This window comes from Mycobacterium gordonae, from assembly GCF_001417955.2.
GTDB classification, from domain to species: Bacteria; Actinomycetota; Actinomycetes; order Mycobacteriales; family Mycobacteriaceae; genus Mycobacterium; species Mycobacterium gordonae_B.
Map to the genome: position 1 here is coordinate 1 of NZ_LKTM01000339.1, position 18,316 is coordinate 18,316.

13 protein-coding genes and 1 pseudogene are annotated in these 18,316 nt (G+C 67.4%); 5 read left to right on the forward strand and 9 right to left on the reverse strand.

What is annotated here, in order from left to right; all coding sequences use genetic code 11:
* Positions 1-281: 281 nt before the first annotated feature.
* Entirely contained in the window at positions 282-1,385 is a 1,104-nt protein-coding gene (gene pstS / locus AO501_RS23450; RefSeq protein WP_055579977.1) for a phosphate ABC transporter substrate-binding protein PstS, read from the forward strand.
* Positions 1,386-1,398: 13 nt separating this feature from the next.
* Here the strand turns inward: pstS and AO501_RS23455 are convergent, their stop codons facing one another.
* The 3 genes from AO501_RS23455 to AO501_RS23465 form a co-directional block, all read right to left on the reverse strand.
* Positions 1,399-2,613: a PPE family protein gene (locus AO501_RS23455; protein ID WP_055579978.1), complete on the reverse strand. Its 1,215-nt coding sequence runs from the start codon at positions 2,611-2,613 to the stop codon at positions 1,399-1,401.
* 37 nt (positions 2,614-2,650) lie between these two features.
* Entirely contained in the window at positions 2,651-3,850 is a 1,200-nt protein-coding gene (locus tag AO501_RS23460; RefSeq protein ID WP_055580111.1) for a PPE family protein, read from the reverse strand.
* 148 nt (positions 3,851-3,998) lie between these two features.
* Positions 3,999-4,193 (reverse strand): ferredoxin, encoded by a 195-nt coding sequence (locus tag AO501_RS23465; RefSeq protein ID WP_055579979.1) that lies wholly within the window; start codon positions 4,191-4,193, stop codon positions 3,999-4,001.
* Positions 4,194-4,248: 55 nt separating this feature from the next.
* Here AO501_RS23465 and AO501_RS23470 point away from each other — a divergent pair, with 55 nt between their 5' ends.
* The gene (locus tag AO501_RS23470; protein ID WP_055579980.1) at positions 4,249-5,424 is read left to right on the forward strand and encodes a cytochrome P450; all 1,176 of its coding nucleotides are present in this window, start codon (positions 4,249-4,251) and stop codon (positions 5,422-5,424) included.
* Here the strand turns inward: AO501_RS23470 and AO501_RS23475 are convergent.
* From AO501_RS23475 to eccB, 5 genes and pseudogenes are all read right to left on the reverse strand, one after another.
* On the reverse strand, positions 5,421-6,647 hold the full coding sequence (locus tag AO501_RS23475; protein ID WP_055579981.1) for a PPE family protein: 1,227 nt from the start codon (positions 6,645-6,647) through the stop codon (positions 5,421-5,423). The two genes, AO501_RS23470 and AO501_RS23475, sit on opposite strands and share 4 nt — an antisense overlap.
* A gap of 9 nt (positions 6,648-6,656) precedes the next feature.
* Positions 6,657-6,956 carry a PE family protein gene (locus tag AO501_RS23480; RefSeq protein WP_055579982.1) on the reverse strand — a complete coding sequence of 100 codons (300 nt, stop codon included), beginning with the start codon at positions 6,954-6,956 and terminating at the stop codon, positions 6,657-6,659.
* A 74-nt stretch (positions 6,957-7,030) separates the two neighbouring features.
* A pseudogene (locus AO501_RS39605) lies at positions 7,031-8,253 on the reverse strand (PPE family protein).
* Positions 8,254-8,811: 558 nt separating this feature from the next.
* Positions 8,812-12,975: a type VII secretion protein EccCa gene (eccCa, locus tag AO501_RS23490; RefSeq protein WP_055579983.1), complete on the reverse strand. Its 4,164-nt coding sequence runs from the start codon at positions 12,973-12,975 to the stop codon at positions 8,812-8,814.
* Positions 12,972-14,501: a type VII secretion protein EccB gene (gene eccB / locus AO501_RS23495; protein ID WP_055579984.1), complete on the reverse strand. Its 1,530-nt coding sequence runs from the start codon at positions 14,499-14,501 to the stop codon at positions 12,972-12,974. The genes eccCa and eccB overlap by 4 nt, the downstream gene beginning before the upstream one ends.
* Positions 14,502-14,781: 280 nt before the next feature.
* On the opposite strand from eccB, the gene malQ reads away from it, so the two are divergent.
* From malQ to AO501_RS23510, 3 genes are all read left to right on the forward strand, one after another.
* Entirely contained in the window at positions 14,782-16,953 is a 2,172-nt protein-coding gene (gene malQ, locus AO501_RS23500; RefSeq protein ID WP_055579985.1) for a 4-alpha-glucanotransferase, read from the forward strand.
* Positions 16,947-17,417: a nuclear transport factor 2 family protein gene (locus AO501_RS23505; protein WP_055579986.1), complete on the forward strand. Its 471-nt coding sequence runs from the start codon at positions 16,947-16,949 to the stop codon at positions 17,415-17,417. Before malQ ends, AO501_RS23505 begins: the two co-directional genes overlap by 7 nt.
* A gap of 101 nt (positions 17,418-17,518) precedes the next feature.
* A complete protein-coding gene (locus tag AO501_RS23510; protein ID WP_055579987.1) occupies positions 17,519-17,794 on the forward strand; it encodes a hypothetical protein in 276 nt (91 codons plus the stop codon).
* 2 nt (positions 17,795-17,796) lie between these two features.
* On the opposite strand, the gene AO501_RS23515 is transcribed toward AO501_RS23510, so the two are convergent.
* The gene (locus AO501_RS23515) at positions 17,797-18,225 is read right to left on the reverse strand and encodes an SRPBCC family protein (RefSeq protein WP_082658799.1); all 429 of its coding nucleotides are present in this window, start codon (positions 18,223-18,225) and stop codon (positions 17,797-17,799) included.
* Between the last annotated feature and the right edge of the window lie 91 nt (positions 18,226-18,316).

Genomic DNA, 18,316 nt, shown 5'->3' on the forward strand with positions numbered 1-18,316 from the left:
ACACCCCCAGCCAACCAGACCCCCCGATCACCAGTCGAAAACAGCTGACCGCCCTACACCCTCAATTGCGAAGAGCCTGTTTACCCGCCGGCCACTTCGGTGGCACGCCGTGTGGACGTGGCGGCGGGAGGCGGTGCCTGTGACCTGCCGTTCACATTCGAGTCGCGGCGACGCCACTCGCCATTAATTTGCGACCGAGGCAGTACCAGTAGGGTTTCATCCTGCGCTATAGCGAGCACCGCAGAATACCGAGTTTCTATTTCTGAATACGAGGAAATGAATTGCTCATCAATCGAATCGGCCCTTTCTGGGCGGCGTTTGCTGCCACCGTTCTGCTGGCCTCCGGATGTGGTGGTCAGAATCGGACCGCGCCGGAACCCGGGAGCGGCGAAAGCGCGGTGAATTGCGGCGGGAAAAAGACCCTGAAGGCCAGCGGGTCAACGGCGCAGGCGAACGCGATGACCCGGTTCGTCAAGGCTTTCGAGGGGGCATGTCCCGGGCAGACGACGGATTACACCCCGGATGGGTCCGGAGCGGGGATCCGCGCATTCCTGGACAATCAAACCGACTTCAGCGGCTCGGACTCGCCGCTGAGCCCGCGCGAGTATGCCGATGCCCAGCGGCGTTGCGGTGCGCCGGCGTGGAACCTGCCGGTGGTGTTCGGACCGGTCGCCATCACCTATCGCGTGGACGGGGTGCCGGCGCTGACCCTGGATGGTCCGACAGCCGCGAAGATTTTCAACGGATCCATCGTCACCTGGAACGATCCCGCGATCGTGGCGCTGAATCCCGCCGCCAAGCTGCCCAGCGAACCGATTCACGTGGTGTTCCGCGGCGACGACTCAGGAACGTCGGACAACTTCCAGCGCTACCTCGACACGGCGGGCGGCAGCGCCTGGGGTAAAGGTGCCGGCAAACAGTTCAGGGGTGGGGTCGGAGAGGCGGCCGTGGGCAACGAGGGCACCGCGACGGTCGTCAAACGCACCGAAGGTGCGATCAGCTACAACGAATGGTCGTTCGCCCAGGAGCAGAAGCTGGACATGGCCAGGATCGTCACCTCCGCCGGTCCCGAGCCGGTCGAAATCAGCGCCGACTCGGTGGCGAAGACGATCGCCTCGGCCGGCATCGTCAACAAGAACAACGACCTGGTTCTCGACACCATCTCGTTCTACCGGCCCACCCAGCCCGGTTCCTATCCGATCGTGCTGGCGACGTACGAGATCGTGTGCTCGAAGTACCCCGATGCCCAGGTCGGTGCGGGGGTCCGGGCATTCCTGCAGAGCACCATCGGATCGGGTCAGAACGGGTTGGCGGACAACGGCTACATCCCGATCCCGGACGCGTTGAAGTCTCGACTGTCGGCTGCGGTCAACGCCATCTCCTGAGAACGAAGACGTTTCAGCCGACCGGCAGCTGGCGGGGCATGACGGTGGGTTTGATCCCGTAGCGCGGGGCCGCCCCCGCTCCACGAGTGTTGCCTCCGCCGCCGACCGGCATGCCGCCCAACACATTTCCGCTTCCCGCGGACTCGGCGGCGGTGATGGGTTCGCTGATCATCTGTACGGCCGGGCGGACGGCCGGAGCCGCCGACGCGCCCGGCCACGACGAGGGTACGGCGAGGTGGCCGATGTGGGCGCCGTTGCCCAGGCCGGCTGCCACCTGCCCGCCGGCACCGAGTCCCGCGGTGAGCGGGGGCACCGGTACCGCGGCCGCGGCGGCGGGAGCCGCGCCGCCGAGCAAGCCCGCCGATTTGGCCATCTGAACACCGAAGTTGCCCATGCCGACGCTGAAGTACGGCAGGCCTTCGGTGTTGTAGAAGAAGCTCGCGTAGTTCGAGTAGCCCTGCATGAAGGTGCCCAGGTTGTTCGGCAGTGTGGTCTGACCGGTCAGCAGGAACCAGATCTCGGTGAGAATCGGGAATTGGGTCGCCGTCTCGGTCAGCAGTTGCTGGGTGCCGGCTGGGGTGGCCAGCAGGCCCAGCCGGCCGGTGACCTGACTGAAGAAGCTCTGCAGTGCCTCCTGGACGGAAGCCGCCGGCGCGGCCTGCGCCGCGGCTACCGCTGCGGCCTGCGTGGTGGTACCCGCGGCGATCGGCGGAGCCGACGTGAACGATTCCAGCTTCGACGCGAGCGCGGAGGACGACGCGTACCCGTACATCGTCAGAGCGTTCTGCGCCCACATTTCCGCGTACTGGGCTTCCAGTTGGGCGATCACGCCGTTGTTCAGACCAAAGATGTTGGTCTGCAGCGCTTCCGCCAGTTCGGCACGGTTGGCCGCTACCAGGGGCGGCGGCACGATCGAGGCGAACGCGGTCTCGAAGGCGGCCGCCGCTGACTGTGACTGGCCAGCGGCACGTTCGGCCTGCGCGGCGGTAGCCGTCAGCCAGTCCACATACGGCTGGGTGGCCTGCGCCATCGTCGCCGAAGCCGGTCCCAGCCACTCTTCGCCGACCAGCCCACTGAGCACGGCTTCGTAGGCCTGCGCTGTCGACGCGAGCTCGGCTGCCAGCGCATTCCAGGCGGACGCCGCGGACACGAAGGTTGCCGCTCCCGGACCGGAATACATCATCGCCGAGGTGACCTCGGGCGGCAGCACCCCAAAATCGGTTGCCATCTTGCGACTCCTCAATAACGTTGCGAATCAGGACAATTCATCCGGCTGACGGTGGTCGGGTGAGTACGGTGTAACGAAGTCCGTAGCGGACGCCCATGTTGCCCGCGCGCTGGCCGCCGCGCGCTCCGGAAGGGAATCCGCGCAGTGCGGCGTTCACGCCGTTGACGTGGCCCGGCTCGCCGGGGGACGCCGTGAACTGGGTGCTCGTCACGCTCGGTGCCACGTGTTCGGCGCCGGGCGCACCGGCCCAGCTCGCCGGGACCGAAAGCCCGCCGATCTTGCTGGACGACGCGACGCTTGCGGACAGATTTGCCCCGCTGTGAAAGTTCCAGCCACCGGCACCCAGAGCGGCGAACTGCGGTGTCGGGTACCAGGCGCCACCCGAACCCGCGGTCGTGCCGAGGCCGGGCTGCAGCTGTTGTGCAATGGACCAGCCGAAGTTGCCGATGCCCACTCCGAAGTAGGCCTGCAACGTCTGCCTGATAGCGGTGTACATGCCCGGGTACAGTCCGGCCCAGTTGTTCTCCGGGGTCGGAAGCCAGCCGAGCAGTGGAACGGTGCTGATCGGAGTGTCGGCGATGATCACCACATCGGGAGTGCCGGCGGCCTCGGCCGTTGCCAGATGCGCCGCCTGCGGGAGCGCAGCCGAGGACAGCAGCTGCGGAATCGTCGGCGCGGTGCTCTGCGCGGAAGCGTCGGCCGCCGCCGGATTTGTGGTGTTCGGGGGCACCGAGAACCTGCGCAGTTCGGTGGCCAGCGCGGATGCCGCCGCATACCCGTACATGGCGGCGGCGTCCCGGGCCCACATCTCCAGATAATCGGCTTCGGTCGCCGCGATCGCCGGGGTGTTCTGACCGAAGAAGTTGGTTGCGATCAGCGTCATCAACAGGACCCGGTTGGCCGCGATCACCGGCGGCGGCACCGTGAGGGTGAACGCGGTCTCGTAGGCCGCCACCGCTGCCCGGGCCTGGGTGGCCGCGCTCTCCGCCTGACCCGCGGCGGCGTTGAGCCAGCCCACATAGGGGGTCACCGCGGAGAGCATGGAGCGCGACGCCGGACCGACCCAGGGCGAACTGGTCAATTCGGTAATGACGGACTCGTAACCTGTTGCAGCCGAGAATAACTCGCTGGCGATGCCATCCCAGGCGGTGGCCGCGGCCAGCATCGGACCGGGTCCCGGGCCGCTGTACATGCGGCCGGAATTGATCTCAGGCGGCAGCGCCCCGAAGTCGAACAACACCCCTCCTGACGATCGGCGTCGCTATCGCGCGGAGCAGCCTCGCGAATCTGGGCTGATTGGAATTTAGAGGGGGGGTTCGGGATTTGGATCGGCCAATGCCAACTATTCACTGCCCGTCGATGTCTGTTAATCGACAGTTCAGATCTCAGTCCGCTTCCAGGATGATCGCCATCTCCGGGCAGGAGGCGGCCCCGTCGCGGGTCCGTTCCTCGTCCCCGGGTGCCACCGTGTGTTCTTCGAGGGTCGAATACCCCGACTCGTCGATCGGGAACAGCTCCGGGTCCACGGCGTAACACTGTGCGTGTCCAACGCATTTCGACCGGTCCAGACGCACCTTCACCGGGGGAAGCTTAGTCGTCAGGCACGTCAGGGAGGCGCATGGGAGACTTCGCCTCATGAGCGCTCCGGGTGGTAACCGGTCAGGGTCTTTCCACCTGCCCAGGCTCGAATACTCGTCGCTGCCGCTGACCGATGACCGGGGGGTCGGCTGGCGGCAGCTGCGAGACGCCGGACCGGTGGTGTTCATGAACGGTTCCTACTACCTGACGCGGCGCGAGGACGTGCTCACCGCCTTGCGCAACCCCCAGGTGTTCTCCTCGCGCCTGTTGCAGCCGCCTACCAATCCGCTTCCGGTGCTTCCGCTTTCGTTCGACCCCCCCGAGCACACCCGCTACCGCAAGATCTTGCAGCCCTATTTCAGCCCGCATGCCCTGAGCAGGTCGCGGCCGGTGTTGCAGCGCCACGCGGCCGCGATGATCGCTGAGCTCGCCGAACAGGGACAGTGCGACGCGATGGCGGATTTCGCGCGCTTGTATCCCTTCCAGGTGTTCCTGGACCTCTACGGGCTACCACTGCGCGATCGTGATCGGCTGATCGCGTGGAAGGACTCGATCGTCGGTGACAAACCCTTTCTCACCCTGGCCGAGGCCCAGGAGGGTCAGGTCGAGTTGTTCGAATATCTGACCGACGCGATTCAGCAGCGCCGGCGGCAGCCGGGCCCAGACATGTTGTCCGCGATCATGACCGGGCCGGGAGACCTGTCCGATCTCGAACTGCTGGGCATGAGCCACCTGCTGGTTCTGGCAGGTCTCGACACGGTGACCGCGGCCATCGGATTCGCCTTGCTGGAACTGGCCCGCAGGCCGCAGTTACGCGCTGAGCTTCGCGACGACCCCCGCCAGATCAGAGTCTTCATCGAAGAAGTGGTGCGGCTGGAGCCGTCGGCGCCAGTGGCCCCGCGGGTCACCACCGAATTCGTCACCGTCGGCGGAATGACCTTGCCCCCCGGGTCGCAGGTGCGGCTGTGCCTTGCTGCCATCAACCGCGACGGCAGCGACGCGACATCTACCGACGAGCTGCTGGTGGACGGAAAGGTGCACCGCCACTGGGGTTTCGGAGGTGGACCGCACCGCTGCCTGGGTTCGCATCTGGCCAGGATGGAACTGACCGTGGTCGTCGCCGAATGGCTGCGCCAGATCCCCGAATTCGGGCTTCCGGACTCTTATCGGCCCGAAATCGCCTTCCCATCCAAGACATTCGCCCTCACCTCACTGCCGCTGATCTTCAGCTAACCGGCGAACGGCGGTCGCGCCATGACGGTCGGGCGGAAGCCGTACTTCTGTCCACCGGCGGCGGCCGCGCCGGCCCCGAGACCGCCTAACGGCATGCCGCCCAGCAGGTTTCCCGTAGCTTCCGGGGCAGCGCTGACGGTGTTGATCGGGATCGGCGCCGCGTGACTGACGGCCGGACCGAGCGTCGCGATTGCCGGCGGCACCGACAGCTTGCCGACGGATGCGGCCTGCCCGAGGCTGGCAGCGACCTGTCCGCCACCGCCGCCCAGCAGGCTGCCCAGTCCCCCGAGCCCGTGCGCGGCGCCGGCGGCGGCCGACGAAGCTGCCGGCGCCAGCCCCTTGCTCAAGGACAGCAGCGTGTTGGCCATACCGGTGGAGAAGTACGGCAAACCCTCGATGTTGTAGACGGGCCCGGCGAAGTTCCGGAACGCGGTGATGAGCCACTGGGGGTTCAGCGTGCTGTTGCCGCCGATCCCGGTGAGCGCGGATCCCAGCACGGAGTTCGGGTTGAACGTGATGCCGGTCAGCGACTCGCTGGTCGGATTCAGGCCGAGCAGGGCCATGTTTCCCGGCGACGCCAGATTGTTCAGCTGACTCTGGATTCCACCGAGCAGGTCCGACAACGTCTGCTGCGCCGACCCGGCCGCGGTCGCGGTGGCCTGGGACACCGCGGCACCCTGGACGGCCGATGCGGCCGGGTTGGCCGTCTCCGGGGGCGCGGCGAACGGGGTCACCTTGGCTGCGGAGGCCGACGATCCCGCGTACTGGTACATGGCGGCGGAGTCCTGCGCCCACATCTCGCCGTACTGCGCTTCCAGGGCCGCAATCACGTTGTTGTTCTGCCCGAAGACGTTGGTGGCCATGGCCTGCGCCAACTCGGCGCGGTTGAGCGCCACGAGTTGCGGCGGAACCGTGGCGACGAAGGCATTCTCATAGGCGGCAGCCGCGGCGGTGGCCTGCCCGGCGGCCTGTTCGGCCTGTGTCGCGGTGGTGCTCATCCATGCGACGTAGGGCGTGATCGCTTCTGTCATCGAGGCGGATGCCGGCCCCATCCACTCCTCGCCGGCGAGCCCGGTGACCACCTTGTCGTAGGCAAGGGCGGAGGCATTCAATTCCGCGGCCAGCCCGTTCCAGGCGGACGCGGCGGCCACCATCGGCCCCGAGCCAGGGCCCGAATACATCAGTGCCGAATTGACTTCCGGCGGCAATGCCCCGAAATCCATGGTGTGGTCCTATCTGCTCGCGGCCGCGTTGGCGGCCTCGGTGGCTGCATATGATCCGGCGCTGGTACCCAGGGTCTTCACGAACATCTCGTGGATGGCCGCGGCCTGGGCGCTGACCGCCTGGTACATCTGGGCATGCGCGGCGAATTGTGCTGCCGTCAGCGCCGATACCTCATCCGCGGCGGCCGGAACCACTCCGGTCGTCGCGGCGGCGGCCGCCGCGTTCTGAGCGCTGACGGACGAGCCGATACCTTGCAAACTCGCCGCGGCCGACGACAGTGCTTCTGGTTGCGTGGTTACGTATGACATCTGTTTCCTCCTCGAGTAAGACTGCGAATGAACAGGTTTCGTTGCAGTTGAACGGTTCCTCGGACTCCTTCGGGTTATCCGGCCGACGGCGAGCGGGTCAGCACGTTGTATTTGAACCCGTACTTGTTGGTGTAGCCGCCGGCGGCGCGACGGCCGATTCCGCTGCCCGGCAATCCGCTGAGCATGCCGTTGGTGGTGGATTTGGCTGCCGTGGCGCCGAGGCCGTCGAAACCTGCGGAACCCGGCGGCAGCGGCGTGACTTGCGAGACGGTGTTCGCGGCCCAGGTCGGCGGGACCGACAGCTTGCCGATCGCGCCGGCCTGGCCCCAGCCCGCGGATACCGGAGTCCCCCAGGCGCCGATGGCACCCGGGGGTGGCAGGGCCCCACCTAGTGCCGGGTTGGGAGCGGGTGCGCCGGGAAGCAGGCCGCCGCCCCATGCGACGAGTGAGTTCACCGAGCCCAGTGCGAAGTACGGGTAGTTGGTGACCGAGTTCCAGATGTTCGTGGAGTTTCCGAATGCCGTCGCGATCAGCCCGTTCGGTCCCAGGAACCACGATGGGAGCGCGACGGAGTCGGGCGTGAAGGAGAATCCCAAACCCGTCAGGATCTCCTCGATGCCGCTCAACGGCGCCGCGGTGGACACCGACGATTCCAGCCCGCTCAACGTGGAGCCCGCTGCCAGGGCCGGCGCCACGGTGCCGCGGCGTTGCCGGCCGGGGTTGCTGCAGCCTGGCCGACGGCGGCCGCCTGCCCGGCCTCCGCGCCGGCGTTGGTGGTCAGCGGCGGCGCAGTGAACGGACTCAGTTGCAACGCGGTCGCAGAGGAAGCCGCATAGCCGTACATCGCCACGGCGTCCTGAGCCCACATCTCTGCGTAGTGCGCCTCGGTCGCCGCGATCGCCGGTGTGTTCTGACCGAAGAAGTTAGTGGCGATCAGTGTGGCCAACAAGGCCCGGTTGGCCGCGACCACCGGCGGCGGCACCGTCATGGCGAACGCGGCGTCGTAGGCGGCGGCGGCCGCCCGCGCCTGCATCGCGGCCTGCTCGGCCTGCTCCGCGGTGGCGGTCATCCATGCCACATACGGCGCGGCGGCGGCCACCATCGACTGAGATGCCGGTCCCACCCACGGTGAGCCGGCCAGCTCGGTGATCACCGAGCCGTATCCCGTTGCAGCCGTGCTCATTTCGGCCGCGAGGCCATCCCAGCCTGCCGCGGCGGCCAGCATCGGCCCCGCGCCGGGGCCGGCATAGATCCGTCCCGAGTTGATTTCGGGCGGTAAAGCTCCGAAGTCCAACACCACCCCTCCTCGGCCAGCCGAGACCGCAACGGCGATCCCCGTGTTGGCATTGGCATTGATCGGGCCGTACCCGGCCCACGCAGCTGCTTTGCTGCAATTGCTCCCCCGGTCGACCCGGCCTGTTCACAGGGCGGGTCGGTCATATTGCGCCGGCGCGGTGATAGCAGACAGCCACCGAACGAAACGGACCTTCAACCCGCGAAAAGGTTGAAGATAGTAGCATCGTCAGTCGATGTTCGGTTCGTTTTCGCACCGGCACATAGAAAACACATTAGAACCCGAGATCGGCCCGGGATACCGATGACACCGACTATTCATTCCCGGCAAACTGCTGTTCAGTCGGCGTTAAACAATTGAGTCAGCGCACTCGCCTGACCTGGGCCAACGGCAGCGCGGATCGGGCAGCGAATAAGCGAGCGACACTGTTTCCGAGGGCAATGTTCACCGAGATGTCGCCCGGCGCCGCCCGACAAACAAAAGCCGCCGCGTCGGGCCGCTCCCCGTAAGGGAGCCGGTCACCGACGCGGCGGCTTTGCTTCGGTTATGACGTGGCGCGGGCTACTTGCGCACCTCGGTCGCGGCGACCTGAACGAATACGCCGGTGTCCTCGGCCATCAGCAGGCCTCGACCGCGGGGCAGCGGACCGCCCTTCATCTTGCCGCGGATGAAGCCCTCGTCCGGGTCGGCGTCCATCACCAGCAGTGGCGCGTTGGCCTGATGCAGGGCACGCAACATCGGGTCGCTGCCCGCGGACGACCAACCACCGAAGGTGCGCGTGACAATCACGTGCAGCCCGACGTCGGCGGCCCGGTTCACGAACGGAACCACCTTGTGCAGCGGCGAATCGAAGCCCGGCGGGAGCTGCTGGATGTCGTCGACGATCAGGAAGATCTCCGGACCGCTCCACCACGACCGGGACAGCAGCTCTTCGGCGGACAGGCCGGGCGGAGGTTCGCGTCCGGCCAGAGCCGCCGCCAGCTCGCCCATCATCGCGACCACGCCGTCGAGGTTGTAGGCGAACTTCTCCACGTAGTCCGAGCCCAGCGCGGTGAGTAGCTGACGGCGCGGGTCGATCAGCCACACCTGCGCCGACGGCCGTCCGGGCGGAGGTGTCGGAGCACTGCTGGAGCCGGGCGCATACAACCGCTCGATCTCGGACATGATTGTGGCCAGCGTCGTGGTGCGACCGCACTCGCGGCGGCCGGTGACCATCAGGTGCGAGTTCTCGGCGAAGTTGAGATAGACCGGCTGCAGGTCCAATTCCGAGATGGCCCAGGCGATTCCGCCGGCGCCGACACCCTGGCGGGTGTCGCGTGCCGCCAGTTCGCGCACCTGTTCCACGCCGAAGCGGGCCGGCAGGCGACGCACCGGCGGGGCCGCCGCGGTGGTGAGCCGGCTGACGGCCGCGACAACGCTGTCACACTCGAAGACGTTGTTCGGAGTGCTGGCCAGAGCCGGCCGGGCCACCAGGGTGTGCAGGCCGGCCTGCGGGTCGCTGTCCAACCGCACGTAGTTGACCGCCACCATGCCGCGTCCGGGCTTCACCGGAACGTCCTTGGCGAAACGCGAGCGCACCAGTTTGGCGTCTTCGACTGCGGCCAAACGCAATTCGACGCGGGAGCCGAATCCGCTCCGTACCGGCGGGCGCAGCTCCGACTCACGGTCGGCGGTGACGATGACGTGCACACCGAACGAGGGACCCTGGTTGATGATCAGGTTGACCTGATCGATCAACACCTCGTTCTCCTCAGCCAGCGCCCGGTAGTTGTCGATCACCAGGAAGACGTCGCCGAACCCGTCGTTGGGCACCGGGCCCGCTTCCCCACCGAACTTGCGCCGGCGGAACATCTCCATCGATGCGATGCCGTATTCGAGGAAGCTGCGCTTGCGCTCGCGCACCAACGCCAGCAGCTCGGCCACCGTACGGCGCACACCGTAGGGATCGGTGGGACCGGCCACCTCGCCGACGTGCGGCAGTTGGGCCACCGTGGTCAGGGCGGTGCTGCTGTAGGCCAGGCAGTAGAACTGGACCTGCTCGGGGGTGTGGGTCAGCGCCGCGGAGCAGATCAGCGTCTGCAACGCGGTGGTCTTGCCCGACCCACCCGCGCCCAGGATCAGAACGTTGGCACCGGGCCCGGAGGCATCCACCGTCCACGGTGGCTGGTCGTGCTTGAACGGACGGTCGATGATCCCGATCGGGAACACCAGGTTGCGCGCCGTTCCATAATCCTTGTTCCAGGGACGTCCGAGCAGACGGTTGACCAGCTCGTCGATGGCGACCGGCTCGGTCAGCGGCGGTTGCCACAACCGGTACGGCTCGAAATTGATCTTGCGCAACTGGTCGATGATCACGGTACCGACCTTCGGCGTCCGGATCGCTTCCTCTTCCTCCTCGACCTCTTCGCCGGCGTCGACGACCTCGCCGTTCGCGTAGCTCGCGATCACGTCGACACTGGGGCCTCCCACGCTCACCTCCATGGGGGTGAAGGAGTTGGTGAACAGTTGCGGTCGCACGTAGTCGATGGTGTTCACCAGCACCGGCGCTTCCTCACCGTCGACGGTGGAGATGCGCAGGTAGTCCCGCCAGAGGAACTCGGCCTGGAACCGGATGATGTCCTCGAGGCTCTTCCGGAAGTAGCCCAGTCCGGCCTGAGCCGGCAGGTTCACCGCGTTGGGCACACCGGCCGCCTGCGCGGCGCCGGCCGTCCGGGCCTTCAGCACCAGGCGGTAACCCATGTTCTCCATGAGCTTCTCGGCGCGGCTTTCGATGGTCTGCGACGCCATCATCAGGTGGATCCAGTAGGCGCGGCCCTGACGACCGATCGAGTCGAGCACGTCGACCGCCGTCGGCATGATCCGGAACCACTCGTAGAACTCGTCGATGACGACCACGAGCATCGGCAGCGGCGCCATGTCCTGGCCCCGGGCCCGCATCCGGGCCCGCACGGAGTTGTACTCCTTGGCGTCGTCGACACCGGCGCTGTCACAGATCGCCTTGCGGCGCGCGATCTCACCCCACAGAGCGTCCAGGAAGCGCTCCATGAGCGCCTGGTCCTCTTCGAGGTCGGTGATGATGCGCGAGACGTGCGGCACCCCGGCGAACGGCTTGACCGCCGACCCACCCTTGAGGTCAGCCAGCACGAACTGCAACTCCTCGGGCGGGTGGCCCAGCATCAAGGACTCGATCACGGTTCGCACCAGCGTCGACTTACCGGAACCGGTGGTGCCCGACATGACGCCGTGCGGGCCATCGCCGCCCTCGTCCAGCGACTTCATGTCGAGGAACAGCAACTCACCGTTGTCGGAGCGGTTACCGAACGGGACACGCAACCGGGAGCGCCCCATGGTGTCGGTACGGCTCCCCCACAGGTCCTCGAAATCGATCGCGGACGGATCGCTGATGCCGTAGTAGGACAGGATGTCCCGGGCGCCGATGTGCGCGACCCGCTGACCGATCTCCTCGTACGCCTCGGCCAGACGCCATTGCGCCAGCTTCTGCGCGAACTCTTCGGCCTCGGCGGTGCTCATCTGGTCGGTCAGGGCGAAGAACCACGCCTTCTCGTCGATCACCATCCAGGTGTCGCGGTCGCGGGGCAGCGCCTCGATCACGCCGATCTTGTCGAACGACAGCTTGCGTTCGGGGACATTCGTCCACATCTCGGAGCCGGTCAGATCGAAGAACGTCACGCCGTCGACGCCCTCGGCGCTGATCACGTACTCCCACTGGGGGTCGTCGACGTCGGCGATGATCACGTGGTGCGGGGTCGGGGTCTGCGCCGACGAGCTCGCGTGCCGGGGCGTGAACGACCCGCGACCGGCGAACAGTTCGGCCTGCTCCGCCGCAAATTCGCGGACCGAGCTGTAGACCATCCGCGCGCTGCCCGCGGCGTCGGTGCGCCGTGAGTCGCCGAAGTGCGGCAACCACTTCACCCAGTCCCATTCGTCGAGGTCGGAACTGACGACGATCAGCCGGATGTGGTCGGGGCCGTGCGAGAACGCCAGCTGACAGATGATCGAGCGCATCAGGGCCAGTACCTGCGGACGCTCCCCGACGAGTGCGTACCAGGGCTCCACCAGCACGGAGATCATCTTGGGCAGGTTGTAGACGACACTCTGGTAACGGCCGAACTCCTGCAGGGCCTTACCGGTCACCGGCTCCAGCTCGATGTCGGTGGGCATGTTCTGCGGCTCGCCCCAGGTCACCTCGGGGCGAGTCATGCCCACGCCGACGCGAACGACGCCGAAGTTGAGGTCTTTGCCGTCCGGCTTGCGTTCCCACATCCGCTGCGAACCCACCGCAGCCGCAAGCGTGTTGGGTGCCGGGTGGAACCAGCGGTAGTTGGCGTCCATGCTGTCGGCGGACTCCTGCGCGGTCTCCCGCAGCATGTCCAGCATCAGCATGAACTGGGCGCGCATGGCATCCAGCTTCGGACGGCTCATCTGCTGCTGACCGCCGCCGACGCCGCGGAACATCATCAGCATCATGCCGCCGACCATGAAGATCGGGAAGATCGAGCCGACGCCGCCGAACACGTGCGAACCGCTGGCGAAGGTCATGGCGACCATGCCGCCCAGCAGTCCGATCACCACGACGCCGACCACGATCAGCCACCAGGGCTTGCCCTCCGGCGGCGGAATGCTCAACGGCGTCGGCAGGACGATGTTCTCCGGCTTGATTACCGGCGGCCGCTCCGGTGTGGGCCGTGCAAATCCACGTTTCACTTCGGTACCACCAACTCTGCAGGGGTCATGTCCATCGGTAGGGTGTCGTGCTCCACCAGGGCGTCGGCGCGAGACAAGGTGGGACCTTGCGGCAGCAACCGCAGCGCCACCCACGGCGCCAGACTGGGCTGCCCGGTCAGACCCAGCGCGTCGCGGGCTTCCTTGGTGTCGTCCACCCCGAACCGCGCGCCGGCGTTGGTGAGCCACCACAGTGACTCGGCCGTCTGAGCGCCCGGGTTGTTGCCCGTGACTGCCACGAAATTCGCGTAATTCGGGCCGAAGTAGACCTGGTCGGCCTCACGACCGGACAGGTCGGACTTCACCAGGCTGACCACATTCTTCATCTCGCTGCTCTTGATCGGGATGGTCGGCCCGGAGACCACCTGGACGCGGGCCCGATTCTCTCCGTTGGTTCGTTCCCACCACCAGCACGTGGACGGGTTCTCCCGGATGTCCAGCACGTTCAACGGGTCGTTCGGGTACGCCGACAAGTCCAGCCGGTTGACCACCGGCATCTTGGCCAGCGCGGACGGTTCCACCGTCACCGGTTTGGTGTTGCCCGGCCGTCCCGCGTTCTGCAGGATCTGAGCCACCAACGGCGGCAGCGTCTGGACACCGTCTTCCAGCACCAGCGAATACTGTTGCGGGCCGCTGATCTGTGGGGTGACCAGGATCGTTCCGACGGGGTCGGGCGCACCCTGGAAGGTCGCCGGCGCGCCGGATTTCGGCACGTCGGGAACCAGCAGCTCCGGTCCGACCGGCAGCGCGTCGTACAGTGCATGGCTCATCGGACGCGCCTGGCTGACCTGCTCCGGGGTCAGGCCCAGGGGCAGCAGCACCGAACGGTCGGTGGCGTCGATCTTCGACCGGCGGCCCTCGCGGATCACCCAGGTGTTCCCGCCATAGCTCAGCACCACGGCGTCTGATCCGTTGAGGATCCGGCGGTGACCGCTCATGTCAGGTGTGCCGTCGATCACGGTCACCGTGACACCTGCCGGCGACGGCATGCCCGAGGGACCCGAGGTGCCGCCCACCGTGTCGCAGACCAGCCAGGACGACGTGCTGGGACTCTTCGGCGCGAATTCCGTCGGCGCACCCGGGATGCCGACCAGCGGGCCGTGCGGCATGTTGGCGATCTGGCTTCCCTTGACCAGGTGCGGGTTGTCGGGCCGCCGGGTGATCAGCCGCGCGGACGCCAGGTTCAGCGCCGGGTAGAGGCGGTCCCCCACCTTGACGTACAGCGCGCCCGAATCACGGTCGGCGATGATCGGCGACTCGTTGATCTGGCCGGCGGGGCTCAGGAAGGAGTACAGCAGTGCGCCCAGGCAGATCACCAGGGCGGCTGACACCGACGCGACGACCGCCAGGGTCTGGCGGCGGCCCGGCTCGATCTCCATGCGCACCCGCCAGCGGGTCAGCGCCATCGCGGTACGGCGGGCCAGGAACTGATAGCCCGTCACCTGGGTGCGCGTCGACAACCCGAGGCCGTAGCCCGACCCCCGCTGTCCGCGGCTATGTTCAGCCACGCTTGATCACCTTTCGGTCATAACGCCCGGATATGAAACGCCCGCTGATAGGTAAGCGCCAAATCACATCGACAACCGTAGGGCACCTGCGCAAACCTCGCCAGGCGGCCAGAGCCGCCCGGATCCGCGTGCTCCATCCCCCGTGGAGTCGTCGTGACTTCACTGGGCATGTTAGCTGCGAATGACGAACTCGGCGCGCTAAGTAGCTGACTGTTCACATCGGCGTTCGCTCGCCCCGCTGAGCTCGGTGCGCGGAAGCGGGACATGAGAATGTTTGTCCATGACTGAGCTAGCGCCGTCGCTTGTCGAACTCGCCCGCCGGCTCGGCATCGCCACCAGCTACCAGGACTGGAGCGGACAGCAGGTGTTCGTACCGGAAGCGACGCTGGTAGCTGTCCTGGCCGCGCTCGGTGTTCCCGCGAGCACCGAGCACGAACGCAATGCCGCGCTCAGCACGCACCAACGCTCCTACTGGGCCCGGTCGCTGCCGCCCACCATCGTCGGACGCGCGGGCGCCCAACTGCGATTCTGGGCGCACGTGACACACGGCGAGCCCGCCGAGGTGTGGCTGCAGCTCGAGGACGGAACGGAAGTCCGCGGCCCGGAAAGTCGCATCGTGCAGGTCGACAACTTCACTCCGCCGTTCGATCTGGACGGACGCCAGGTCGGCGAGGCCAGTTTCCTGCTGCCGGGCGACCTGCCGCTGGGCTACCACCGCGTGCAGCTGCGCTCCGGCGAGCACCGGGCCAGCACCGCGCTGATCATCACGCCCGACTGGCTGGGCCTGCCGGAGCGGCTGGGCGCCCGCCGCGCCTGGGGGCTGGCCACCCAGCTCTACAGCGTGCGGTCGCGGCAGTCCTGGGGCATCGGCGACCTGCACGACCTGGGCGACCTCGCGCTGTGGTCAGCCTGGGCGCACGGCGCTGACTATCTGCTGGTCAACCCGTTGCACGCCGCTTGTCTGCCGGGTCCACGCGGGCGCGGTGGCCGCATTGAGCCGTCGCCGTACCTGCCGACCTCGCGGCGGTTCGTCAACCCGCTCTACCTCCGGATCGAGGCCATCCCCGAGTACGCCGACCTGCCCAAGCGCGGCCGGGTCCGGGATCTGCGTGGGCGGGTCCAGCGGCGGGCCGCACGCTCGGACGCCATCGACCGCAACAGCGCCTGGGCCGCCAAATGCGCGGCGCTGCAGCTCATCCACGACGTGCCGCGATCGGCCGGGCGGGAGATGGCCTACGCCGCCTTCCGAGCCCGCGAGGGCCGTGCCCTGGACGACTTCGCCACCTGGTGCGCCCTGGCCGACAAACACGGCACCGATTGGTATCAGTGGCCCAAGTCGGTGCGGCACCCCGATGCCCCCGGTGTCGCGGCATTCGCCGCCAAGAACGCGGCAGCCGTCGATTTCCACCGGTGGCTGCAGTGGCAACTGGATGAGCAGCTCGCCGCGGCGCAGTCGCAGGCCCTCCGGGCCGGCATGGCGCTGGGCATCATGCATGACCTGGCCGTCGGCGTGCATCCCACCGGCGCCGACGCGTGGGCCCTGCAGGACGCGCTCGCGCTGGGGGTGACCGCAGGTGCGCCACCGGACGAGTTCAATCAGCTTGGCCAGGACTGGTCCCAGCCTCCGTGGCGGCCCGACCGGCTGGACGAGCTGGAGTACCGCCCGTTTCGCGCGCTGATCCAGGCCGTGCTGCGGCATGCCGGCGGAGTTCGGATCGACCACATCATCGGCCTGTTCCGGTTGTGGTGGATTCCCGAGGGGCGGCCGCCCACCGAAGGCACCTATGTCCGCTACGACCACGAGGCGATGATCGGGATCGTCGCGCTGGAGGCCCGCCGGGCGGGAGCGGTCGTGGTCGGTGAGGACCTGGGCACCGTCGAACCCTGGGTGCGTGACTACTTACTCCTGCGCGGCCTGCTGGGCACCTCGATCCTGTGGTTCGAGAAGGATGACGCAACCGGCGCGCCGCTGCCCGCCGAACGCTGGCGCGAGTACTGCCTGTCGTCGGTCACCACGCACGACCTGCCGCCCACAGCCGGTTACCTGGCAGGCGATCACGTCCGGCTACGGGACGCACTGGGCCTGCTGACCCGGCCTGCCGAGGTTGAGCAGGAGGCGGCCGCCTGCGAACGGACGGCCTGGTTGGCCGAGTTGCGCCGGGTGGGCCTGCTGACCGACGGCGACGAGAGTGCCGAACAGCTGATCCTCGCCCTCTACCGCTACCTCGGCCGGACGCCGTCGCGGCTGCTCGGCGTGGCACTGACCGATGCCGTCGGCGACCGACGCACCCAGAACCAGCCGGGCACCACCGATGAGTATCCGAACTGGCGGGTCCCGCTGACCGGCCCGGACGGCAGGCCGGTGCTGCTGGAAGAGCTGTTCACCGATCGCCGTGCCGCCGAGTTGCTCGAGGCGGTGCGCGCCGTGACCATCCCCGCACAACCATGCTGAGCGACCGGGTCGCCCTGAGCGATCTGGTGCACCGGTACGCCGCTCTCGTCGACGATCGTCAATTCGCTTCGGTGGCAACGCTGTTCACTGACGACGCGGAGCTGGTGGTCGCCGATCCACCGGCCGCGCTGACACCGGTTCATACCCATCGGGGCCGCGATGCCATCGTTGACGCGGTGGGGGCGGTGGCGAGCCTGGTCCGCACCGAGCACGCGATCGTCGGCGAGGTGTACGACGAGGCAGGGGGTCCCGGCCTTGCCCGTGGCCGCATCACCGGTATCGCCCACCACTGGAGTCAACGTTCGTCCGAGGGTGGCGGGACCGAAATCGTCGACGGCGTATGGCATCTGCGCTACGACGACGAGTACCGACTGACCGACGCAGGTTGGCGAATCAGCCGCCGGGCGCTGACCGTGAATGCCATCGAAACCCGTCCGGCGCGCCGGCTTCGGCCGCCCGAATAGCCGAACCCCGTTTGTTCATATGGCATTTCGGGTAGGCCTTGAGGGGCTCGAAATGGCCGTTCGGGACGGCAGGCTGCGATCGACTGTAGAGGGAGACGCTGATGGCCGAGATCGCGCACCTGGCTCGCGCGGAGCGTGAACTGGGGGAATTCGAAGATGCCGCGGAGCGCAGGCCCGTCCTGATGGTGATGGCGGGAGCGCTGCTCGCCTTCGTTGTTTCGGTGGCGGCGTTCGCCTTTGGGCAGGCCGGTGTGGGCGTGTCGGTGGCCAGCGGCGGGATGCTGGTGTTCGGTGCCGGGCTGTGCTGGCTCAGCATGGAGCGCAGGCGGGTCAGGGAAGCGGAACGCGAAGCGCTGCTGCGTAATTCGCGTAGTTGAGCTCAGCGCAGCTCGGCCAGGTTCTGCACCGATTTCTTCACATCGGAGCGCAGCACGCGGGCTACCAGGCGTCCCACCGGTCCGCCGAGTACTCCGCCCGAGAGGTCGGCGGTGAGCCGGAAGTCCGAGCCGGGGTCTTTGGGCGCGACGGCCATCGCCACCGTGATGCGGACACCGCCGCGGCCGCGGCCCTGCAGTTCAATCGCGTTAGGCTCGTCGTAATGGGTGACTTCCCAGTAGATGACGTTGCGGAACCCCTTCACCTTGATCAGGGACGCGACGCAGGTGCCTTCTTCGATCGTGGACGGCACTTCGCTGCGCCAGCCTCCGAAAATCGTCATCCACTCGTCGAACCGCCCCAGATCCGACGCGAGCTTCCACGCGGCTTCCGGCTCCACCTCGGATGTGGTCGAAACCTCTACCTTCGCCAACGCAATCCGCTCCTCTGCACCTCGGGGTCAGTGCGGTTACATACCCGGGTGTCATAGGCGGGTAAACAACCCCGACATCCGCGAACACATC